This window comes from Lachnoclostridium sp. An131 (assembly GCF_002160825.1).
Lineage (GTDB): Bacteria > Bacillota > Clostridia > Lachnospirales > Lachnospiraceae > Laedolimicola.
The window spans coordinates 1-21,878 of record NZ_NFLI01000010.1; the positions used below are offsets into that span (position 1 = coordinate 1).

General features: G+C 50.4%; 27 protein-coding genes and 1 pseudogene. All 28 read right to left on the reverse strand.

Annotated elements, in window-relative coordinates:
* Nucleotides 1-104 precede the first annotated feature (104 nt).
* Nucleotides 105-1,667: pseudogene (locus B5E77_RS09325) on the reverse strand (phage tail tape measure protein); the annotation flags it as partial.
* A 136-nt stretch (nucleotides 1,668-1,803) separates the two neighbouring features.
* Nucleotides 1,804-2,373 carry an HNH endonuclease gene (locus B5E77_RS09330; RefSeq protein WP_087165112.1) on the reverse strand — a complete coding sequence of 190 codons (570 nt, stop codon included), beginning with the start codon at nucleotides 2,371-2,373 and terminating at the stop codon, nucleotides 1,804-1,806.
* 89 nt (nucleotides 2,374-2,462) lie between these two features.
* On the reverse strand, nucleotides 2,463-2,627 hold the full coding sequence (locus tag B5E77_RS17085) for a hypothetical protein (RefSeq protein ID WP_166430228.1): 165 nt from the start codon (nucleotides 2,625-2,627) through the stop codon (nucleotides 2,463-2,465).
* Nucleotides 2,624-3,001, reverse strand: coding sequence for a hypothetical protein (locus tag B5E77_RS09335; protein ID WP_087165113.1), 378 nt, complete (start codon nucleotides 2,999-3,001; stop codon nucleotides 2,624-2,626). Before B5E77_RS09335 ends, B5E77_RS17085 begins: the two co-directional genes overlap by 4 nt.
* Nucleotides 2,998-3,642, reverse strand: a complete 645-nt coding sequence (locus B5E77_RS09340; protein WP_087165114.1) for a major tail protein — start codon at nucleotides 3,640-3,642, stop codon at nucleotides 2,998-3,000. The genes B5E77_RS09335 and B5E77_RS09340 overlap by 4 nt, the downstream gene beginning before the upstream one ends.
* The gene (locus tag B5E77_RS09345) at nucleotides 3,623-4,006 is read right to left on the reverse strand and encodes a hypothetical protein (RefSeq protein ID WP_087165115.1); all 384 of its coding nucleotides are present in this window, start codon (nucleotides 4,004-4,006) and stop codon (nucleotides 3,623-3,625) included. Before B5E77_RS09345 ends, B5E77_RS09340 begins: the two co-directional genes overlap by 20 nt.
* Complete coding sequence (locus B5E77_RS09350) at nucleotides 3,999-4,382, reverse strand: HK97 gp10 family phage protein (RefSeq protein ID WP_087165116.1); 384 nt, start codon at nucleotides 4,380-4,382, stop codon at nucleotides 3,999-4,001. Before B5E77_RS09350 ends, B5E77_RS09345 begins: the two co-directional genes overlap by 8 nt.
* A gap of 2 nt (nucleotides 4,383-4,384) precedes the next feature.
* Nucleotides 4,385-4,717 carry a phage head closure protein gene (locus B5E77_RS09355; protein ID WP_087165117.1) on the reverse strand — a complete coding sequence of 111 codons (333 nt, stop codon included), beginning with the start codon at nucleotides 4,715-4,717 and terminating at the stop codon, nucleotides 4,385-4,387.
* On the reverse strand, nucleotides 4,717-4,992 hold the full coding sequence (locus B5E77_RS09360; protein WP_087165118.1) for a head-tail connector protein: 276 nt from the start codon (nucleotides 4,990-4,992) through the stop codon (nucleotides 4,717-4,719). The genes B5E77_RS09355 and B5E77_RS09360 overlap by 1 nt, the downstream gene beginning before the upstream one ends.
* A gap of 72 nt (nucleotides 4,993-5,064) precedes the next feature.
* Nucleotides 5,065-6,270, reverse strand: a complete 1,206-nt coding sequence (locus B5E77_RS09365; RefSeq protein WP_087165119.1) for a phage major capsid protein — start codon at nucleotides 6,268-6,270, stop codon at nucleotides 5,065-5,067.
* Nucleotides 6,271-6,282: 12 nt separating this feature from the next.
* Complete coding sequence (locus tag B5E77_RS09370) at nucleotides 6,283-6,999, reverse strand: head maturation protease, ClpP-related (protein ID WP_087165120.1); 717 nt, start codon at nucleotides 6,997-6,999, stop codon at nucleotides 6,283-6,285.
* Nucleotides 6,908-8,254 carry a phage portal protein gene (locus B5E77_RS09375; protein ID WP_087165121.1) on the reverse strand — a complete coding sequence of 449 codons (1,347 nt, stop codon included), beginning with the start codon at nucleotides 8,252-8,254 and terminating at the stop codon, nucleotides 6,908-6,910. Before B5E77_RS09375 ends, B5E77_RS09370 begins: the two co-directional genes overlap by 92 nt.
* A gap of 17 nt (nucleotides 8,255-8,271) precedes the next feature.
* Nucleotides 8,272-9,861, reverse strand: coding sequence for a terminase large subunit (locus tag B5E77_RS09380; RefSeq protein WP_087165122.1), 1,590 nt, complete (start codon nucleotides 9,859-9,861; stop codon nucleotides 8,272-8,274).
* Nucleotides 9,861-10,334: a phage terminase small subunit P27 family gene (locus B5E77_RS09385; protein WP_087165123.1), complete on the reverse strand. Its 474-nt coding sequence runs from the start codon at nucleotides 10,332-10,334 to the stop codon at nucleotides 9,861-9,863. Before B5E77_RS09385 ends, B5E77_RS09380 begins: the two co-directional genes overlap by 1 nt.
* A 75-nt stretch (nucleotides 10,335-10,409) precedes the next feature.
* Nucleotides 10,410-10,622, reverse strand: coding sequence for a hypothetical protein (locus B5E77_RS09390; RefSeq protein ID WP_087165124.1), 213 nt, complete (start codon nucleotides 10,620-10,622; stop codon nucleotides 10,410-10,412).
* 214 nt (nucleotides 10,623-10,836) lie between these two features.
* Entirely contained in the window at nucleotides 10,837-11,301 is a 465-nt protein-coding gene (locus B5E77_RS09400) for a gamma-glutamylcyclotransferase family protein (RefSeq protein WP_087165126.1), read from the reverse strand.
* A gap of 88 nt (nucleotides 11,302-11,389) precedes the next feature.
* Nucleotides 11,390-12,340 carry an amidoligase family protein gene (locus B5E77_RS09405; RefSeq protein WP_087165127.1) on the reverse strand — a complete coding sequence of 317 codons (951 nt, stop codon included), beginning with the start codon at nucleotides 12,338-12,340 and terminating at the stop codon, nucleotides 11,390-11,392.
* A gap of 130 nt (nucleotides 12,341-12,470) precedes the next feature.
* Nucleotides 12,471-12,752 carry a DUF6809 family protein gene (locus tag B5E77_RS09410; RefSeq protein WP_087165128.1) on the reverse strand — a complete coding sequence of 94 codons (282 nt, stop codon included), beginning with the start codon at nucleotides 12,750-12,752 and terminating at the stop codon, nucleotides 12,471-12,473.
* A 1-nt stretch (nucleotide 12,753) separates the two neighbouring features.
* Nucleotides 12,754-13,557 carry a phage terminase small subunit P27 family gene (locus tag B5E77_RS09415; protein WP_204248041.1) on the reverse strand — a complete coding sequence of 268 codons (804 nt, stop codon included), beginning with the start codon at nucleotides 13,555-13,557 and terminating at the stop codon, nucleotides 12,754-12,756.
* 85 nt (nucleotides 13,558-13,642) lie between these two features.
* A complete protein-coding gene (locus tag B5E77_RS09420; RefSeq protein WP_087165245.1) occupies nucleotides 13,643-14,893 on the reverse strand; it encodes a site-specific DNA-methyltransferase in 1,251 nt (416 codons plus the stop codon).
* Between the two features lie 743 nt (nucleotides 14,894-15,636).
* Nucleotides 15,637-16,086 carry an HNH endonuclease gene (locus B5E77_RS17645; protein ID WP_334293261.1) on the reverse strand — a complete coding sequence of 150 codons (450 nt, stop codon included), beginning with the start codon at nucleotides 16,084-16,086 and terminating at the stop codon, nucleotides 15,637-15,639.
* Nucleotides 16,010-16,192 (reverse strand): hypothetical protein, encoded by a 183-nt coding sequence (locus B5E77_RS09435; protein ID WP_087165131.1) that lies wholly within the window; start codon nucleotides 16,190-16,192, stop codon nucleotides 16,010-16,012. The genes B5E77_RS17645 and B5E77_RS09435 overlap by 77 nt, the downstream gene beginning before the upstream one ends.
* Before the next feature lie 164 nt (nucleotides 16,193-16,356).
* Nucleotides 16,357-16,731 carry a type II toxin-antitoxin system PemK/MazF family toxin gene (locus tag B5E77_RS09440; RefSeq protein WP_087165132.1) on the reverse strand — a complete coding sequence of 125 codons (375 nt, stop codon included), beginning with the start codon at nucleotides 16,729-16,731 and terminating at the stop codon, nucleotides 16,357-16,359.
* Between the two features lie 12 nt (nucleotides 16,732-16,743).
* Entirely contained in the window at nucleotides 16,744-17,235 is a 492-nt protein-coding gene (locus tag B5E77_RS09445) for a hypothetical protein (RefSeq protein WP_087165133.1), read from the reverse strand.
* 3 nt (nucleotides 17,236-17,238) lie between these two features.
* Complete coding sequence (locus B5E77_RS09450) at nucleotides 17,239-18,582, reverse strand: DEAD/DEAH box helicase (protein ID WP_087165134.1); 1,344 nt, start codon at nucleotides 18,580-18,582, stop codon at nucleotides 17,239-17,241.
* Complete coding sequence (locus tag B5E77_RS17650) at nucleotides 18,563-18,844, reverse strand: VRR-NUC domain-containing protein (RefSeq protein WP_087165135.1); 282 nt, start codon at nucleotides 18,842-18,844, stop codon at nucleotides 18,563-18,565. The genes B5E77_RS09450 and B5E77_RS17650 overlap by 20 nt, the downstream gene beginning before the upstream one ends.
* 230 nt (nucleotides 18,845-19,074) lie before the next feature.
* Nucleotides 19,075-21,453 carry a virulence-associated E family protein gene (locus B5E77_RS09460; RefSeq protein ID WP_204248042.1) on the reverse strand — a complete coding sequence of 793 codons (2,379 nt, stop codon included), beginning with the start codon at nucleotides 21,451-21,453 and terminating at the stop codon, nucleotides 19,075-19,077.
* Complete coding sequence (locus B5E77_RS09465; RefSeq protein ID WP_087165136.1) at nucleotides 21,450-21,866, reverse strand: hypothetical protein; 417 nt, start codon at nucleotides 21,864-21,866, stop codon at nucleotides 21,450-21,452. Before B5E77_RS09465 ends, B5E77_RS09460 begins: the two co-directional genes overlap by 4 nt.
* Nucleotides 21,867-21,878: the final 12 nt, after the last annotated feature.

Here is a 21,878-nt window from a genome sequence, read left to right on the forward strand (position 1 = left end):
GCGGACTAGTAACAACGCTTGCGATACCCGCCCTTTGGGGCGAGCATGTAACTGGCCCTTATGAGGGCCAATCCAAACCACCACTTGAAGTGGTGGTTGTGACTTAGATTTTCCGCAGATCCGGCCACGCTGTCATAAGTCTCCCCAACCGAAGTCAGGGAAGTAATGAATTTCAGGTTCCCGTCCTCGGCCATGGTGCCAAAGGCTTCCGCCGCCATATTCAGGGCCTGCTGTTCGTTGGTGCAGTTTGCGATATCCGCCACAATGGAATCGATTACCTGCTTCTGGGTAGCCTCCCCGTTCTGCCATGCCAGGAACAAAGACTGGGTCTTCTGGGAATACAGGTCTATGGAATCCCCGATGGTCCCGTCCGCCAGACGAGTAGTCACCTCATTGATGGCGTCATTGACCTTATCCAGGTTGTACGCCCCGCCCTGCAGGCCGTTCTGCAGAAGCTGGAAATACTCCGAAGCGGAATATCCCGCCTGCTCAAATTTCCCCGCATACTCGGACAGGTTATCCCCCAACTCATTGGTCTTGTCCAGACCGTTCTGGGTACCCCGGACGATATAATCCATAGCTTCCTGGGCGGTCAGGCCATACTGCTTCATCAGAGAGTTGACGCCCCGGAGGGTCTCATTCATGTCAATCCCGTATAATTCTTCCAGCGTCAGCGCCTGCTTCGTCAGGTTGGTCAGATCCGTATCCCCCAGATCACCCAGGTTTTTCTTGACCATGATGACCGCTTCCGCCACGGCGTCCATGCTCTGGCCCACACCGGATCCATACACATTTTTTACAATCTCCGCGCTGGCTTCCGCCGCCTCCCCGGTCTCCCCGAAGTAGGCGTTCACTTTGGAAACCGCCGTCTCTGTCTCCGCATAAGCGGATACTGCCTTATCGCCCACATCCTGGATCTTATCCCCAACCACGGATAATTGGTCGGCAGCTTCCATCAGGACCGCACCCTTGGTGGCTTGGGCAATCTCCTCGATGTCATCCGCAGCGTCCTGGGCCGCGTCACCCACATCATTCAGATCGTTGATCAGGTTTCGCACGGCCTGCCCGTCATCCACCGTGTCCAGGGCGGCGGTCAGCTGTTTGATATCCGCCTTCCCGCCAGTGACCGCTTTCCCAATCCTCTCCACAGCGGTTTTCAGCTGGTCAGAAGAAGCCGTCCCGTTCCGGATCGCCGTCACCAAACGGCTCCCCAGCACGTCTACGTAATCATCCACACTGGATCCAGTCGCCGCAAACAGCTTATTCAGACGTTCCGTATTAGAAGCCAGCCGCTCCTGCTCTGACTGCAGGCCGGAAAGATCTGCCTTATACCGGTTCAGCGCACCACGGGTTTCCTCAACCTCCCGTTGGAATGCCATGTACTGGTCTTTCCCTAAGTTGCCCCGCTCAAAAGCTTTCGCCACATCTTCCTGGGCCTGTTCCAAGGCTTCCAGCTTCTTTTCCGTATCTCCAATCGCAGATTGCAGAAGCTCCTGCTTCTGCGCCAGAAGGATGGTATTGGACGGATCCAGTTTCAGAAGGTTATTCACATCCCGAAGCTGGCTCTGGGTCTTCTTTATGGAATTGTTCACCGCGCTCAGCGACTTTTCCAGCCCGCTGGTATCGCCGCCGATCTCTACCGTAATGCCCTTGATCCGGCCCGCCATGTGTCACCACCTCCTGAAAATGAACATAAAAAATGCCCGGATCTTCTCCGAGCATAAAAAGCACCAATCAGATTTCTCCAATCGATGCTGCATATATTTTTCGATTCATATTAACCGATCATAAATTTAATTTTTGCTATGCCTTATCACAATCTACCGATAATTTATACCACCGCTTGATATATGAATCCCTTAATAACTCTTCATCGGCTTGAATCAGCTTAATAAACAATCCCGTCAATCCATCATACTGTGAATAATCTCCGGCGTCATAAAGTTTCCATTCCAGCTGTTCCAGAGTCCAGTTGCTTTTAATCGAGTTATGAAGCATGGATGTCGTCGCCCAATTTTCCATTGAATCCGCTCCGCCGAGCGCTACCGGATAAATATGATCCACTGTGGGTACAAATTCCCAATAAGCATTATGACATTCCTCCATTTTCCAATGTGAATGATATGGAAATGTCTCAGGCATATAGTGAGATAGAACTTTCAATATACCAGGATTTACCAGCTTTTTCCCGCTATACCTGTCAATGAAGCCGTCCCTTATAAATTGTTCCATCTTTTCTTTATCCGAATAATTTCTTCCTTGTGCAGTAATCTTCTGAAATGGGTATTCCTCATTAATTATTGTCTTGGCATCCGAAAGATTTTGCTGCAATAACTTTAAAGCAGAAAGTTCAATAGCCTCTATTTTTTCCATCTTTTTCTCCCTACCATCTGTCTTTTCTCTGAAAAATCAGCCTTTTCCCAGCTAAGATTATACCAAGAAAAGACTGATCATTCAATGGCTCAAAATCTATCGAAATCCTCCTGCGTTGCCACCACCGCATATTTATGCTCGTCATTCCGGCTCTCCACATACATATCGTTCACCATCCCGATAGTCAAAAGATCCAGATCCCGGATGGACAGCCCCAGCTGCACGCACCGCAGGAGGAACAGGGGCGTTGTCATTTCCCGGTCAGTCGGGCGAAGTTTTTTTTAGCCTGCACATCTGTCTGTGTATTCAACCCCCAAAGCTCTATGATCTGAGGCAGCACCTGATAGATGGAGAAAGTGTTAAAGCTGTCCAGCCATTCCTCCGGCGTATCCGGGATGGAAGGGTCGGCATGCTTCGCCATCACATAGGCGATATTCTCAAACATTTCCAAAGAGAACAGATCCAGATTGGAATTCTCCGGGTCATTCTTGTCGATCCCTTTTTCCAGATCCCGCAGGTCTTTGTAGATATCCCGGTGGAACCGCATCCGGTAAATCCGGGGGATGGCGGCGGAGGCCTTAAAAGCGACCTCCTGACCATCAATCGTGATATTTTTCTTCATACTCATAATGTCTCCCCTCCGATTTCATCCTCTTCCATTTCCCGCAGGCTGGACTGCTGTACCCCGGATGTCTCCGGATCTGTCACCGTCGGCATATACACAGATGTATACCAGCCGGTGTAGACCGTATCCGTGGTGCTGTCCCCGGTACGTGCCTTCACATAGCCGTTAGCCAGAGGAGCCGCCGTGATGGCCAGCGTTTCCGTCTGTACCTCGATCTCCTCTTCATTGGTGGTGGACTCGATGTTCGGCCTTGCTGCCGAACAGTTGTAAAGCACATGGCGAATCTTCTTCACATCCCCGTCAAATTCAAAGAGCAGGGCGAAGTTCGCCGTCTCCACATTGGCGCTCTCCACCAGCACACTGTTGTCATCCAGAGACTCCTTCAGCACATCGGTACGGAAGCTCTCCGGCACCATGGCCAGTTCCAAATCTCCCTCATAGCCCATGTTGTTGGAGATCGTATAATAGGCATACCCATCCGCGTAAAAATTGGACGGCTCGCCGTTGGGTTCCAAGGACAAAGATACCGCACCCGGCATAGCCACAGGTGTCCCAAAGGTCACCTCCCCGTCATCGTCCACCGTAATCAGTGCGTAATGCACGTTGCAGATATTAAATTTGACTTTATTTTTCTTCGTAGACATTTTCAGCCTCCTTCATTTCATTCCCGGTTTTCCCAGCACTATCTCCGTCTGTCGGCATTTCAAAAGCATACAGAACTTCATACAGCTTCTCGCTGTCAATCCAGGTTTCCGACTTGTTATAAAAAATCCCCGCTGCGTCCAGAACATCTTCCACGTTCTGCTCCGCTTCAGAGTCTTTAAAATCCGTATACAGTTCCAGCCGAACTTCCGTAAACTTTCGGTACACCTTCCCGTCTGCGGAAAAGTTATCGCTCCCCGGAAGCAGATAACAGAGGAAAGGCGGATCCGGTGCTTCCCCTTCTGCAAAATGGTCATAAGCATAAGGAACCCCTATATCGTTTAAAATTGATAGCAACCTATCCATTCCTAAGACTCCTTTCAATCTCTTCTTCCAACTGTTGGATTCCCTTTTCTTCTGCCGGAGCAATATGACTCTTTCCAGCGACCCGGCCTCCATTTCGTTTAGCATGGCCAAATTCCAGCAAATGGGCCAGGTAGTAACGATTCCGGGAATAGACCGTCATCGTTATACTGTTGGAAGTCTCTTTAGATTTCTTCACCGCCCAGCTTTTCGCATAATCCCCGGTATCCTTCGGAGCATTGGCACAGATCTCTTTCTTTATTGTCTCCCCGGCGTCTTTTACTGCCTGTTTCACATTATCTGCAGCCAGATCCGCATATTCCTCCAAAGTCTCCATAATGGCGTCTGCCAGGTCCCCGATCTGTACATTCTGTCCCATGTTTACCGCCTCGCTTTCTCACACCGGAACTTCAGCGCTTTCCTCCTATAGTTCATGTGATCCACGGCCACGATATTGTAGATCTCCCCGCCAAACAGGATACGGAAACCGTCCGCCGTTACCTCCGCCGCCCGTTTACAAAAACGGATGGTAAAAGCAATGTCAGAATCCACAACCGTTAATCCGGCGGCAGCCTTTTCATTCCCGCCCTCACCACTGACCGTGGCATGGCAGGTATGATAATCCTCCCAGACATTCCTACGGTTTCCAATATTGTCCGCAACTACGGAGTTTTTCTGGAAGGTCACTTTTACATTCAGAAGGGAAATCTCCATCAGAACGCCTCCTTCCGGCTTCCAAAGAGCAGGGAGCGCAGTGTCAGGACCAGGGCATGGTGGTCAGCTTCCTCCCGGTGTTCATACAGATAAGCCACCGTATACATCACCGCCGGTTTCCCATTCTCCACTTCCTGCAGACCGCTTTCTTCATCGATCCGCAGGATATCCATACACATCCGTTCCGCTGACGCCAAAAGCGTAGTGATCAGCCCATCGTCTTCATTGTCATCCACCCGGAGGTAATTTTTCATTTCTTCCAGCGTCACCAGCATCCTTCCTGCCCTCCTTCCTTACCAGCAGCATCCCCACACAAGGGGATGCCGTCCTTTTCTCACATCAATCCATCAGGAACCAGCTTTCTGCGCCAGCACCTTCACGGCCTCGGAAAGCACCAGCTTACCGTCCACCCTCTGGGATCCAAGAAAGCCTACCTGACCGTTGGCGGCGTACAATTCATTCAAGCGCTTAAAGGAGCGTCCCTGCCGGTCCGCAATCCAGTAATAGCTGAAATCACCGAAGGCAATGGTCTTTGCCCCCGCCGCAATCACCGGCATGTAGGCGGAGGTCTTCACCGGCCTGCCAAGGAGGGTATCCGGCGTTCCGGCCACAAGGGAAGGCTGCCACAGATACTGTCCGGTAGAATCCTTCAGTTTCCGAACGGCCTTGATCGTAGAATCGTTCAACACCCACACTGCCTTCTTCCGATACGGAGATTTCAGGGAATAGAACAGATCCATCAGTTCATCTGCTGTCACCGCCGTAGAAGATGCGGCGGTCACCCCGGTCTCGGCACCACCGGTAGCTGCAAGGACACCCAAAGGCTTCCCGGAACCGTCTCCGGTAAAAAACGCCTCTTCCTCTTTCGCCCCGATCCGGCGGGCAAATTCCTTCGCGATATAAGATTCCAGGTCAAAGACGCTGTCATTGAGAAGTTCCTCAGATACCTTGATCATGGTACCCACCTTGTAGGCACCGATAGATACTTGCCCAAAGGAATCATCGCTCTCCGTATACGCCCCTTCCTCATCGATCCAGGACGCTGTTCCCTTCGTTGCCACTACCGGGATCTTCCGATCCCCGCTGGAAGTGCGGATCACTTTAGCCATCTGGCGGAACACGTTTTCCTCTTCCAGGGCTTCCACCAGGGTACGCTCATACTCATCCGGCACCAGATAACCACCCTCGGAATCCGTCCCTTCCTCCAAAGCATTGACCACACTGGGAAGCGGCACCTTAGAGCGCATGGCATTCCAGAAATTGGCCTTGTATTCCTCCGAAGCACGCCCGGTCTTTTCCTTTCCCGCGCCGCCGGATGCCGGACGTCCGGTCAGGGGCTGATTCACCGGCTGGGACAGTTCCCGTTCAAAGGCTTCCTGCCGCTCCAGCCTGGCGATTTCTTTCCCCAGATCTGTGATCTCCTGTTCCATACGGGTGTAGGCAGCGTCATCCTCAGCAGACAGCACACCTTTTTCATTCCTGTGGGAATCCAGGAAAGCCTTCGCTGCCTCCCATGCCTTCGCCCTCTTTTCTCTCAATTCTAAAATCGTCATCGTCATGTCCTCCTAATTTTTCAATAAATTAAGCCGCTCGTAGAGACTGTCTACGCTGCGGCCTGCAGGTTCGGTTTTCTGTTTTGTCATGCATTTCGCCGCAATCTTATCCATCAGGGAATTGACTACGGCAGCTTTGGAATACAGCATGGACATTGTGATCGGTTCCACATCCTCCGTCAGTTCTGCCCTGGCAAGAATCCCATCGGCAAAACCAAGTTCCACCGCTTTTCCGGCGTCCATCCAGGTCTCCGCATCCATCATGTGGGATAACTTTGTACGGGACAGGCCGGTCTTGATTTCATAAGCGTTGATAATGGAATCCTTCACACTTCCCAGCATCTCAATGGCTTTTTGCATTTCCCCGGAATCTCCCCATGCAAGGGTTGCCGGATTATGGATCATCAGCATGCCTACCGGGGAGATCAGCACTTTTGTGCCTGCCATGGCAATCACCGAAGCGGCACTGGCCGCGATCCCATCGATTTTAACGGTCACATTTCCGGGATAATCCATCAGCATGTTATAGATCTGCGCTGCGGCCACACAGTCACCACCGGGGCTGTTGATCCAGACCGTAATATCTCCATTTCCTGCCATCAACTCCTCTTTAAAAAGAGCCGGTGTGACTTCATCGTCATACCAGCTCTCTTCCGCAATGGTTCCGTTCAGAAACAGCGTCCGTTCCTGTGTTCCCGCCTGATTCTTCCACTTCCAAAACTTTTTCATTGGACGGATCCTCCTTTCCTGCCGGAGCCGCTGCAAACAGACCAGCGTCCTCCAACTTTGTCATATTTCCATTAATTAAATACAAATCTCCTCCTTGCTCCGCCGGAATCCGGTCCAGATTTTCCAATTCCCGGATGTCATTGGCACTCATCCATCCATTCTGTCTTGCCGTGGCATATCCGTTCATCCGGCTCTGATAATCCCCACGCAGCAGGCCGTCCACGTTGAACTTGATAAAATACTGCTTTTTTTCTTCCCTGGAAAGTAAAGACCGCACCATGGACTGTTCCCACCGGGACACCCAGGGATCCAGTGTATATTTCACAAATTCCATAGACTGCTGCTCGATATTATTAAATGAGGATTTTTCCAGATCCCCAATCATGTGGGGCGGCACCCGGAAGATCCGGGCAATTTCATCCAGCTGAAACTTTCTTGTTTCCAAAAACTGTGCCTGCTCCGGCGAAATGGAGATCGGAGTATATTTCATTCCTTCTTCCAATACCGCCACCTTATTGGCGTTACCGGAGCCCCCAAATGTCCTCTGCCAGCTTTCCCGCACCCGGCTGGGATCCTTAATGGTTCCAGGATGTTCCAACACCCCGGATGGTGCAGCACCATTGGCAAAAAATTTCGCCCCATATTCTTCACAGGCCATGGCCATGCCGATCGCATTCTTTGCCATAGCGATCGGCGAATATCCCACCAATCCGTCAAAACCCAGCCCCGGAATATGCAGCACCTCATAAGGAGAAAGCCGCACAACAGAACCTTTCATGGTCGGTGCGTCATCAGAACTCAACGTGTACTCATAATACAGCTGCCCTTTATCGTCCCGATCCACATACATCCGGTCTGCCATTAAAGGATATAAGGCGATTACCTCGCCCCTCCCGTTCCGGATAATCTGGGCATAGGCATTGCCCCATAAAAGCAGATGCGTCATCAGTGTCTCCCGGAATACGAAAGACGTCATCTCCGGGTTCGGCTCGTCATGAAGCAGGAAATAGAGGGGATGATTTACCGCCTTCTCTTTCCCGCCATCATCCGTATACCGGTAAAATTGCAGGGGCAGACTGGCCACCGCCTCCGACAGGATCCTTACACAGGAATACACCGCCGTCATCTGCATGGCCGTCCGCTCATTCACCCGCTTTCCGGATGTACTTCCTCCCATAAAGAAACTATAACTGCTGCCGGATGTCCGGTCAGACGGCTTATCCCTTGACCGGAATAAACTTGATAAGATTCCCATAACACTCATACCCCTTTCTAAATAAAGAGAATGCCTCTTGTATCATAAACACTGCTTGGCGGTGAACTACGAATACAGCGATCCAGTCCCATAATTAATGCCACTATCCCATCGATTTTTTCCACAGATTTTTCTTTATCCGGCTTAATATTGCCCGCCGGATCCTGCCGCATCACCACATTCTGGGCCATCCATTTGAGAACCGGATTACCGCCGTGGATAATATTCCCTTCCATCAGCAGCTTGTACAGTTCTTTTGATGGTGGGGACATATCTTTAAATCCCTGTCCAAAGGGAACCATGGTAAATCCCATATCTTCTAAGTTCTGCACCATCTGTGTAGCATTCCATCGGTCATAAGCAATTTCAATGATGTGATACTTCTCCCCCAGCTGCTCGATGAACCGTTCAATAAATCCGTAATGGATCACGTTCCCTTCCGTGGTGAGGATGTACCCCTGCCGCTCCCACACATCATAGAGGACATGATCCCGGCGGCAGCGCAGTTCCAATGTTTCCTCCGGCAACCAGAAGAAAGGCAGGACAATATATTTCTCCTCTTCCGTCCTCGGAGGAAAGACCAGCACCAACGCTGTAATATCTGAGGTGGAAGAAAGGTCAAGCCCCGCAAAGCAGTCCCGTCCCAAGAGTGAAGCGTAATCAATCTTCTGATTACCCCGGTCGTAGATATGCTCCGGTATCCACACCACCGCTGAGTTTGTCCAAATATTCAGGCGAAGCTGCTTAAATACATTTTCCTCTGCTGGGTTATCCAGAGCCTCCCGGTAAGCGTCCCGGACACGGTCGATGCTGATGGTGTATCCCAGAGATGGGTTCGCCTTATACCAGTTCTTCTCATCGTTCCAGTCATCCTCGTCACTCAGCCCATAGATCACTGGATAAAAGGAGTGGTCTGCTTTCCGACCGTTCATGATATCCAGCGCCTTGGTATGCAGTTCATAACAGATACTTTCCTTATCCGTCCCGGCCGTGGTAATGATAAAAAACAGCGGCTGCTCACGGGCGTCACCGGAGCCTTTGGTCATAACGTCATAAAGTTTCCGGTTCGGCTGGGCATGGATCTCATCAAAAACCAGTCCGGAAATATTCAGGCCATGTTTTGTTCCTGTTTCAGCGGACAGCACCTGATAGAACCCGGCGTTCCGGTAATTGACGATCCGCTTCGTGGCCGCTGCAATCTTCGACCGCTTTAAAAGCGCCGGACATTTTTCCACCATCCGCTTCGCCACATCAAAAACGATGGACGCCTGACTCCGGTCATTGGCGCAGCCATATACCTCTGCACTTGCCTCTCCATCCCCATAGAGAAGATACAGTGCGATGGCCGCTGCCAGTTCTGACTTCCCGTTCTTCTTTGGTATCTCTATATAAGCACTCCGAAATTGACGCTTTCCATCGGCTTTTACGATTCCAAAAAGATCCCGGACAATCTGCTCCTGCCACGGGAGCAGAAGAAATGGTTTCCCATCCCATTTCCCTTTTGTATGTTTCAGGTTCTGGATAAAGGCAACCGCATGATCCGCCCGCTTCGCATCATAATGGGAAGTAGAGAGCCTGAAGGGAGAAGGTGTGTATTGAAAATCCATCAACATCCGCCTCCTTCCAACAGTTTCTCCATTTCATCTTCCTCATCGCTGTTCTCTCCGCCAACAATCCTGGTCCTGGCCGATGGCGTCAGACCGAACTGCTCACAAAATTTCAGCATAATCTTCATATTAGTCTGGGCGATGGATACCTGCGGCACCTGCTGCAAATAACCATTTGGCGTCCGCACCATAGAGCCGTGCTGCGTCAGGAATTCCTCTGCTTCCTTCCAACGGGCATATGCCTGACAGTACCCGGCAAAAGCCGCCATATCCATTTCTGTCAGAAGCCCCATGTTCTCCAGCACTTTCGCCATACGCTTCCACTCTTTTTTCGCCTCATCTTCCAGCCAGGAAGGGCAGCGTGGAGCCTTCTTCTCTGGCCTTGGTTCTTTTGTATTTAACGGCCGTCCGCCCGGATTCCCCTCCAGCATCTTTAGTGCTGTCGGCTTCGGCTTCCTGCCTCTCTGCGCCATCGCTCCCACCTCCAATTCACGGCACAAAAATAGGAGCCTTGCGGCTCCCATTCAATTTAATATATTTAGCAAAATTCAATCGTTAATTTCTCTCCTTTGCCGATGAATAATCGCTAGAATCTCTTCCTGTTCCTGACGATCCACATCAATGCTCTCCAACGCCTCTCTGGTCCCACAGTCTGGGCAGATCAGTGTTTGATTATCTATTCTGGAAAGAGCAGGAGGCTCGTGGTAGACCTTTCCGCATCGTGGGCAAATTTTAATCTGAGTAACGTTTGTTTCTTTCATGACCCCTTCTCCTCCTGTTACACGACATAATCCCATACTTTTTCTCCAGCCAGTTTCCGATAGGCTTTCCCATTCGGAAGGTCTTTCGTGTAACGGCGCACCTGCCGGTTAAAATATCTCTTATTTTTCTTGATCGAAAATTTTAATTCTCCACGCAGACTATAAGACCCCCGGCCTCTGCACCAACTATGCTTTGTCCATCTTTTTGATCCGATCATCCTTCCACCTCACGGCTTCTCATATAGGCATCTTTCAGGAATTGAGGATCGAACCGGAAACTTTTATATCCACTTAGACACGTTTGCATATAAAAATTGCTCGGTACCCCAAAGGGTCTGTCCTCGTGCATGATGTACACGAATGTATCCCGCCGCCGGATTTTTCCGCTTCGGATTCCCTTGATCGGAAGGAGCATTTCTTTCTTGTAATAAAAAGTGGGAAATCCCTCATAGCGATCCAGCGCCTGCTCATCCTCGGCACTTACTTCCCACGCTGCAACCGGAACCCGGCTGCCTTTCTTTGGCTCAATCGTCAGGTAAGAGCCGGTCTTGCTTCCTTTAAAAAGCAATTCATAATCCGGGATCTCAGAAGTCCCGATGATCCGTGCGGAAGGACATCGCATCCTCATCTGCCGAATGTTTAAGTTGCTGCCATAAGCAATATAGTATCTTTTTTTCATTTTGGTATCCATCCTTTCCGAAGGGATTACCCTTCTACCACCTTAAGACCGCTGAAGCGGTTCATAAGGTGGCAGGAGGCTAATTCCTTCAAGCTACTTCCCGTCCGTGTCTAAAGGCTGTATCTCCTGCCAGTCTCTTCGTCAGGATCTCCCTAGCGGTTTTGAATTCATCCCCGATAAAACCGAGCCGGAGGAGCCAGGTGCGCATGGCGTATTTTGGATTCTCATTCTGCTGTGGCTTCGGGCTGGCTGTTTTTACCGTTTTTGCCATCTGGCTCAGTGCAAGGCAAAGCTGAATATAACTCTTAAGCTGTCCTGCGTGAAGCCCGCCCCTGCGCTCTCCTGTGGGCTCATCGAACTGGAAAAGCCGAAATTCGACCGTCCCTTTTGTAAATGTTGCATGGTAGTTCAGCATATGGTAACGGCTGTCATTGTAGTGGTGACTCCTGCCGCAGTTTGCATCGTGGCTACTGTACCAAATATCGGCAAGCTGTGTCATCGTAGTTGGCTTTCTGCGGTTGACCTGTTCCAGAAACCGGGGATCAACTGTCCGGCAGTAGCGTCTCATCCTGCCATGATCAAGATTCAAAGCATCTGCAATCAGGCTTTCGTGGCTGGCCATGATGTTTGCCAGGTTACGGAGCGTCTGCGGCGTATGGCCTTTGGCTCCGATATGGATGTGAACACCGCAGCCTCTGGTGGCATCGCTCTTTGCGCCTGCGTGGCGCAGCTGCCGGATCAGTTCCTGTAAAGTTTCTATATCCGAGTAGGTCAAAATCGGAGTAACCATTTCGCATTTTTCGCTGTTCGGTCCTGCAATGCTGACATCCTTCTGGAATTTCCATTCCCGGCCCTGTGCATCCCATGCTGACCATGTGCTGTATCCGTTGCGGTCTGCAGTGTTCTCATAACGATGGGTTCCAAAGTATCTGGCTGCCACTCTCGCAGCTTTCTCTCTGGTAATGTTGTTCATTTCCACCTCAACCCCGATGGTCTGTTTCTTCATTTCCTCAATCTGCCTTGCAACTTTCTCATTCATTATAAAATCCTCCATTTCGTTTTGTGTGTTTTCCCTTTTGGTAGTACACATATTCGCTCTGAAGGCCGATAATAGCAAGTCAATTCCGAGGCATATATTGCACAATCTTCAGCGAAGAAATTTGTGTGTTTTATAGTTGCTTTTGGTTATGCAATCCGGCTGCTGTAAGCTGCATCCCAAGGCGAAATCCATCTTTGAAACTTTCTTTTATCTGAAAGCGCTCTATCTCAGAACCATTATCCAAGAGACGCTCCAGAACTTTTCTGCCATTCTCATCCAGTAGCTTCCGCAGATACTCAATATCTTCACACACCTGATTGCCGTACTGTTTAATCTCCGGTGATTTCTCCACCTGCTTTTCCCACGGGACAATCTTTCCAAAATACAGCTGATCGATGATATCTTCTTCCATATCAAACGGCCTCACTTTCCTGTTCAGCCATCTGGGCGGCTTTCACAGCCGCACGTTTTTCCTTCTGGGCAATACTGAACTTCTCTGCTTCTTCTTTAGTCCGGAAAGCCGTATGGCCTTTCAGACCATCCAGCAGAGCCTTCCTCGACTCCTTATTTGCCGCACCGGCCATGCCAAGCTGCACCAGCCAGATACGAAGATAATATTTTTCATTTTCTTCCACCACCGGAGTGGCGCTGACTCTCTTGGCTTCCTTCGCTTTTGTGACGATCTTTGCCGCCAATTCGGAATATGCTTTATTTTTCGCACTGTCAGGCGAAAGGGGGAAAGTAAAGGTCACTTTGCCTTCTTCCACCGAAAGCCCCTTCAGGACCGCCGTATCCGCTGACAGAAGGGTCTGAAAGTTCTCCCAAATATTCTCTTCCGAAAGCTGCTCCAGCTTTTCCAACAGGGAATCTCCAACCGCAAAGGTCTCATACCTTGTGATCCGGTTGAGCAGGTAAGCACGTGCATGGATCATGGCAAGTAAGTTTTTCAAAAATTTTCCATCTCCGGTATCTGCCGGGATCTCAATTTTCACTTCATCCACCGGGGCTTCCAGATAGCCTTTCTCCTGCAAAAACTGTGTCAGGAGATCTTCTCCTTCCTCTGTCTCGCTTGTGATCACGCCGTCCCTGTCAATGGTAAGGCAGCCCACTGTGTAGGAAAAGGTGGGCGGCCCCACATAGCGCAGTTCTTCTCCGATATATTCCGCAATGTCCTGTACCATCTTTCTGCGGTTGTCAGTTTTGGTTTCAATCCTCATTGATTTTGCCTCCTTTGTTTTGGTAGTACATTAATCACTCTAAAAGGCAAAAATAGCAAGTCCTATTTTCCATTTTGCGAAGATATTAAAACCGAGGGATTTCTTCCTCCTCCTGAGAAATCTGTGCATAGGGGATCTTCTCACCATCCCGAAGAACAAATACCTGATCGCCGGACTCCGTTTTCTCTACATATCGTTTCACAATCACATCACAGAATTTCTCGTCCAGTTCCACCCCATAGCAGATCCGACCGGTTTCCTCACAGGCAATCAGGGTAGAGCCTGATCCGAGGAAAGGATCTAAAACGATACAGTTGCTCATACAGGAATTCTGGATCGGATAGGCCATCAGCGCCACTGGCTTCATGGTCGGATGATCCTTGCTGGACTTCGGCCGGTCATATTCCCAGATAGTAGTCTGCTTCCGGTCAGAATACCACTGATGCTTCCCACCAACCTTCCAGCCAAACAGGCACGGTTCGTGCTGCCACTGGTACGGGGAGCGCCCCAACACCAGCGCATTCTTCTTCCAGATACAGCAGCCGGATAGATAAAAACCGGCATCGTGAAAAGCCTGCCGGAAGATCAGTCCTTTGGAATCCGCATGGAACACATAGATGGACGCATCGTTCTCCATGTTCTGTTCCATATTGGTAAAAGCTGCGAACAGAAATTTATAAAAATCCTCATCCGGCATGTTGTCGTTCTGGATCTTCCCAGCCGTCTCTTCCACATTCACGTTATAGGGAGGATCGGTCAGAACCAGATTGGCCCTCCGGCCTTCCATAAGTTTTGTGTATGTCTCCGGAAGTGTAGAGTCTCCACAGATCACTCGATGTCTGCCTAAGAGCCAAATATCACCTTTCCGGGAGATCGGCGGATTTTTTAATTCTTCCTCCACATCGAAGTCATCTTCCTTGATGTCTTTGTTATGGACTTTGGAAAACAGCTGCTCGATCTCCGGTGCCTCAAAGCCCGTCAGGTCAGTATTGAAGTCCACGCTCTGAAGATCTACCAGCAGGTCAGCCAACAGCTGTTCATTCCATGCGCCCGTGATCTTGTTCAGAGCGATATTCAGAGCCTTCACCTTATGCTCATCCTCAATATGAACCACAACGCACTGAACTTCTGTATATCCTAGGTCTTTCAACACCGTCAGACGCTGGTGCCCTCCGATGACGGTCATATCATAATTAACAATGATCGGCTCCACATAACCAAACTCCAAAATGGAGTTTTTAATCTTCTCATATTCCTTATCCCCAGCTTTCAGTTTTTTCCGGGGATTGTATGCCGCCGGACGCAATGCATCCACGGGTAGGATTTTCCATTCCATTGCACTCATGCCTGTACCTCCTTGCGATTTGCGGGGCTGATATAAGGCTCCCGCCCTTCTTCTTTTCGCCAGAACCGATCCCTCACATAACAATCATGGGAACAGTAACGCCGATTTTTATTTCCATATGAACGGAATGTTTTCCCACAATAAGCGCAGGTGGCTTCATAAAAAGCAGTCTCTTTCCGCTTGATAGCTTCCGGGTGGGCGGCCCACCACCTGCGCCTGCATTTGTCTGAGCAGAACTTCCGTTTCCTTCCAGTGGAAGGCTGGATCAGTTCCTTGCCGCAGCAAAGACACGCCGTTCCACTTTCCATCTGTTCTTTCACATTCAAAACAAGTGCAGCGGCGTATCCGTCCAGCCCGTGACTTTTACAATAGTTCCGGACGGTATCTCTGGAAAGTCCGACAGCAGAAGCAATGGATTTATACCCAGCGCCCCGGAGCCGTAATTCCCGTATCTGTTTTGCCTGAAAATCGGTCATTGCTTCACATCCTTTCGCTAAATGGTTTCAAAAGAAAAAGCCGGAAAACCCACCTTTGCGGATAAGTTTCCCAGCCTGAAATTTAACTTTTTGGCAAATGATATTTTGTTTGACAGGCAGCTCAGATGCAGAAAATACGCATATTTTCTCGCCGCCTATCAAAAATCTTTCGTATTCTCTTCGCCCCGGCAGGTATCCCCCCTCTTTAATTTCGCAGAAATTCACGTTTGAGGGGGCGCCGGTCTTTTGAGGGGCTACTCACAGAGATTTCGACCGCCCCTTGGGGTAGCGGAATTCCTCGTATCTGTCCTCTGTCATGGTTTTGGAATCGTGGCAGGATTTGCAAAGAGCCTGCCAATTGTCCCGATCCCAGAATAATTTCCGATCCCCTCGGTGGGGGATGATATGATCTACAACTGTTGCCTTCACATAACGTCCTTTGGCAAGGCATCTCACACAAAGGGGATGGGACTGCAGGTAAACAGCCCGTGCCTTCTGCCAGCGGCTCCCGTATCCTTTCTCAGCTGTGGTCTTCCTGTCGTGTTGGTGCAGGGGTTTGTGTTCCTCACAGTACATGGTACCGTAGGGAACCAGCCTGCCACAGCCCGGATGCTTGCACGGGGTGTTCGGCCTACGTGGCATGGTACCCACGTCCTCTCCGGTTCCGTTCCACCACCCGGTCAATGCCACGAATCGCACCGTCTTCATCACCGGCAAGGATCTGCCCCTTGATTGTGCAGTACTGCTGCACGGTCAGTTCCGGTTTCTTTTTCTTCAGATATGCCAGTGCCGCCCGCATCTTCTCTGTATCCATACGCTTCCACTCCCTTCTATGTACAGACGGGTGAAAGGATAAAGCCCCGTCCGGCCACGAAAAAAGGGCCTGAAGTTTTCGCTCCAAGCCCTCGTTTTATTTTGGCAATTCTAATGATAGCACAATGAAATAGGAATGTCAGTGCAAGGGTAGTGCAAATTTTCTTACCGGCTATCATTGTACCGCTCCACTGCTCCGATCTGGATCTGAAGCGCCTTCGTTATCTTTTCCATAACAGCGATATCCGCCACAGTCCCTTTCTTTTCCAACAAATATTTTTTATCAATCGTCCCCACCTGTTCCACAAGAGCCATACTGCTTTTTGGTAAGCCTGTCCCACAGCCCCGTGGAATATATACATGGGTGGGGAGCGACCTTTTTTTATGAATCCGGGAAGTCAACGGAACAACTGTAATAACCGGGGAATAAAAATTTGCTCGGTTATTGCTTACGATCACAGCCGGACGGATACCGCTTTGTTTACAGGATTCTATGTTATGGCCAAAATCGACATAATAAACATCTCCACGTCTACACATTTTCTGCTCCTTTCAGCTAAGCATATAATCTACAATCTCATCTTCATAGTGCTGATACAGTTTCTCCATCTCTGCAATCGCCTTTCTCCGGTAATTCCCAACAGATCTGCGGCTGATATAATGCTTCTCTGCCACCTGATCCCATGTCAGCTGCTCAAAGACAAGATCCGCCAATACCTCTCCTGTTATTCCAGAGACAGAGCGAACCGCACTTTCAAAGAAACGTAATTGTTCTGTCAATTCCAGATATTCCTTTTCGAGATGTTCATACCACTCATCATTGATCCGTTCCATGCGTTCCCGGAAATTAAGGGCAATACTCGCCGTCTTATTGGAAGTTCCGCTGGTCTGTACCCGCTCTCCCTCCGGCTGTGAAAAATACATGGTATCAATGGTTTCCTGTTCCGAGATTCCATGAAAATCTACCAGCTGGTAATATAGGCAACGCTGCTGTCTTTTCAGTTTAGGATAATCTCGGATTAATTTTTCGATCCTTTCACTCATCACTTACCCTCCAATCCTTGCACGGACAGCTTCAATCAGACTGGACTGCCGCATATCTTTCTTTTCCAAAGCCTTCATCACATCCTCGTCATGGGTATCTTTGGTAATGATGTGGTGGATCACCACGGTGTGTTTCTGTCCCTGTCTCCACAGTCTGGCATTCAGCTGCTGGTACAATTCCAGTGACCATGTGAGGCCAAACCAGACAATCGTGCAGCCACCCTCCTGCAGATTTAACCCATGTCCGGCAGAGGCCGGATGAATCAGGGCCAACGGGATCTTCCCATTGTTCCAATCTGTGATATCCTCCGAGGTGTCAATGCGCCGGGCCTGTGGGAATCTCTCCTGAATCCGGGAAAGATCATGCTTGTACCAGTAAGCTACCAGAAGCGGTTTCCCATTGGCCGCTTCCACCAGATCCTCCAGAGCGTCCAACTTCCGGTCATGGATGGGGATGACTTTCCGGTCACCGTTATACACAGCGCCGTTCGCCATCTGCAGAAGTTTATTGGAAAGAGCGCCTGCGCTGACCGCATCCAGTTCTTCCTCTCCGATCTGCACGACCATATCCCGGCAGAAATCCTCATAGATGCTTCTCTCTTTCCGGCTCATCTCCACTTCCACACGGTTATAAATACATTCCGGCATATCCAGATAGTCCACGGCCTTCATGGAAATGCAGATATCCGAAATCAGTGAGTAGATTGCCTTTTCTGCTCCCTCACGGGGTTTGTAACTGTAAATAATCTCCCGGTTCCGTTTATCCGGTGTAAAGAACCGCTCCCGGTACCCGGTGATAAACCGTCCCAGCCGCTGTCCCATATCCAGAAGATACATCTGAGGCCAGAGATCCAGAAGGGAGTTGGGAGCCGGTGTACCAGTTAGACCGATCACCCGGTTCACCAGCGGCCGTACCTTTTTCATAGCTTTGAACCTCTGTGCCTGATTGGATTTAAAACTGGAAAGTTCATCAATCACCACGGTGTCAAAATCCCAACAATGGTTCTGCACCAGCCAGCTGACATTCTCTCGGTTGATGATATATAAAAACGCCGGACGATCAAATGCCTCCTCCCGCTGTTTCTGACTCCCAACCACCAGTGAGGCGGTAAGCCCTGTCAGATGCTCCCATTTTTTCAGTTCCTTCGGCCAAGTGTCCGTGGCCACACGCTTCGGGGCAATCACTAAGATCTTCCCAATATCAAAACGGTCAAGTGCCAGTTCCCATAAGGCCGTAAGCGTGATCACCGTTTTCCCAAGTCCCATATCCAGCATCAGACAGCAGACCGGATGATCCAAAATAAAATCCGCTGCGTACTGCTGATAATTATGTGGTCTGTATCTCATCTAAAATCCCTCCAATCATTTCTGTATGATCCACGGTGTAAACACGAAAGCCCAATGCGGCAAGCTGCCTTGCCCGGTACTGCTGCAGAGGCCGCATGGTCTCTCCCGGTGCTTTCAACTCCACAAAAGCCATCCTTCCACCGGGGAAGAGAACCAAGCGGTCGGGCACCCCATTGAATCCGGGGGAAACGAATTTGACAGCCAGCCCACCACGCTTTTTTACCTCCGCAGCGAACTTCTTTTCTACGATACTTTCCCTCACGAAAATTCCTTCTGTTCCTTTGTGCTGTTCCCAGTGCTAAAAATCCTATACGTGCGTACACGCATATACGTGTGCCTATTTCTATATATTTTTATATCTTTTATCCTCAAGATGACTTTTCTTAGGAACATAGGAACAGGCTATCGCCAAACGCTTGAATTTCAAGGCTTTTTGCCTGTTCCCGTTCCCCGTTCCAAAAACCTGCAAGGATACAACGGAACGTTCCCAAGTCAGTCCTCTTGTTCCTTACTCCGCACGAACGTCTTCTGCGTTCCGTAGAGGGGGAAGCGGGTTTTCCCGCTTTTGAGTCCCTGTATCGGCTCCCAGCCGCCGATCTTCATCAGGATGGATTCCACCTCATAGGAGTCCGTCCGTTTCAGGTTCTGGCGCTCCTTTCCGAAGCATTCACACCAGATCTCCATGATGCAGACCTTCTCCCGGCGCACTGTTCCCGCCGTGGGCGCACCATCAAACTCGCTGCCGCCAAGGAAACTTCTCCGCTGGTACAGATCCATCCGATCCCAGTTCGCAGGAAGCAGCGTCTCCAGATACTCTGCGATTACGCCTTCCCGATCATCGGACTCCATCGCATCCTGCTGCATCACATAGGCGTCCGCTGCCACCCGGCCCTTCAGATACAGTTCTTCACCGTTATGGTAGCGTTCCAGCGCCTCCGCCCAGATCAGATCCACCTCCTGCAGCTCCCACGGGTGGAACCTGCCATGCCCTGACACGTGTACTGGCCAGAAACGCCGGTTCCCGGTGATATCTCTAAGGAAACCACCCTCGGAGTTTGTGCTTCCCACAATGATGCAGGATCTGGGATGGCTCTCCACAGCCACACCATAGGACTGCCGGAACTTATCATCGGTTCTGGTGACAAAAGATTTCACGGTCTCCACGTCCACCTTCTTGATCCCGGCCAACTCTCCCAGTTCCAGAATCCAGTATCCCTGCAGCTTCTCGGCGGCAGTTTTATCTTTCATATCGGAAATGGAGAGGCTGTCCGAATACCACTCCTTCCCCAATAGGGCAAAAAGAGTGGATTTCCCGATTCCCTGCGGGCCGTTCAGCACAAGGATGGAGTCGAACTTGATCCCCGGTTCATAGACTCTGGCCACCGCAGCAGTGAAGGTTTTCCGGGTGACGGCACGGACGTAGTGTGTATCTTCCGCACCCAGATAATCAATCAGGAGGGTATCCAATCGTTCCGTCCCATCCCACTGCAGGGTAGAAAAGTATTCTTTGATGGGGTGATAGAGCCTCTCCGCAGATACCACGGCCAGCAGGGCATCCTTAAATTTGGTCGGTGACCAGATCCCATAGACTCGTTCAAAATACAGCTTGGCACAGGAAAGATCCGTATCACCCCAGCCGGGCTTGACCTGCCGCCACGGCAGAGGGCCGATCACATCCACCATGTTTTTAAATTCATTGAATACGATATTTATCAGCTGCGGGTCATAGCGAAGAATCAAGGCAATGTTCGTCAGAGTATCCTTCACTTTTCCCTGCTTGTCCAGTTCCAGAAGGGTCTGCCAGCTTTCGCCATCTTCCTCGGTAAACTCCTCCTGTGCTGCCTCCGTCCGCTCCTTGGCCAGCTGCTCTTTTACCCGCCGATCTTGGATGGCAAATTCCTGCATGGCCTTAAAGGATGGCAGCTTCGCCGGGTCGGTGTCCACATCCGCACGGGCATCCAAAGAGCCAAACTTATGGATACGGACTACATCAAAGGCGTTCATCAGCTTGCCACAGGCAGGGTCCGTGGCATGGTGGCTGTAGGCGAACTTGTCCTCATAGAGAACAACGCCAGCCTGGGAGTCAGCCGGAATATAATCGTAACGTCCCAGCATGGCACTGTGCTTATACACATCGGGGATAAAGGTGTCGATGGCATCGGCTACCGAATAGGTACGGCAGAACGCTCCCACCGTTCCGGGCTTTTCCAGAGGGTCAGCCTGTTTCTTAATGTCACGCTGGACAACGCTCTGCTGCCGCTTGGACACGGGCCATTCGGCGGTATTATGCCAGTCGGTGTATTTTGCCAGCACCTCGTCCGGGTCCAGAGGCTCTCCTTCCACTTCTCGGAATACGAACTCACCGTCAGAAGAAGTAGAGGGCCAGTACATCAGCCTGCTCGGTTCATAGGTGGTATCATCGAAAAGTTCAATCCCGATTTCTTCCGCTACTTTTCTGGAAACAGCACAGTATTCATCCGGCGTCACCTCACGGGACAGAGGGATGATAAGACGGAGCCTTGGCTTCTCCGGCGTGTGTTTATGGGTGCTGTAGAACAGGCAATGGAAGGAAAAGAACATCTCGATCTGTTCAATGATGTCTGGGGTGGCGTAGTCCATATCCAGCGATAGACCAGAGCGAGTCAGCACACAGTCCTTCTTACGGCGACCGCCTTTGAGGGTACCCAGAACGAAGCCGCCCACATCCTTGATGTCATCCTGCTTCGCCTTACCCAGCTTGCGGTACTGCTCCACGGTTTCGGCGGTACGCTTGGTCTGGGAGATGCGGTCACGGAACTCGGAAAGATCCATCTCCACAGCATTCCATTTCTTGTCCATACGGGAATTACCAATACTGAGTTTCAGCTTCATTTCGATACCTCCAATCGGCAGATCTGGCAGAGCAGTTCGATGTTCCGTCTGGTGCGGTGCTTCTCATTCGCCGCATTACGGGCAAATGAAGTGTATTTGTTGATGTCCATTTTCTTCTCGCTGTCCATCGCCAGCCTGCTATATGATTCTTCCTGGTTTCCAAGTTTCTGTTCCTTCTGGCGGAGGAACTCCAGCAGCCGATGCTTATCCTCGCTGGAAGAATACTGTGCCATCAGACGGAACAGCTTCCTTGCCCTGTCCAGAGTAGTGGGGAAGAACTTATCCATACGGATATCCATGTGACCTGTGGGGTACACGATATGGAGCATCTTTTCTTCCTCCTCCAAATGGCGAACTGCGTAGTGCGCCGTAGGGTCCGGGTAGCCAGACCCGTTGTAATAACTGATTCCCATGCAGTTAACCTC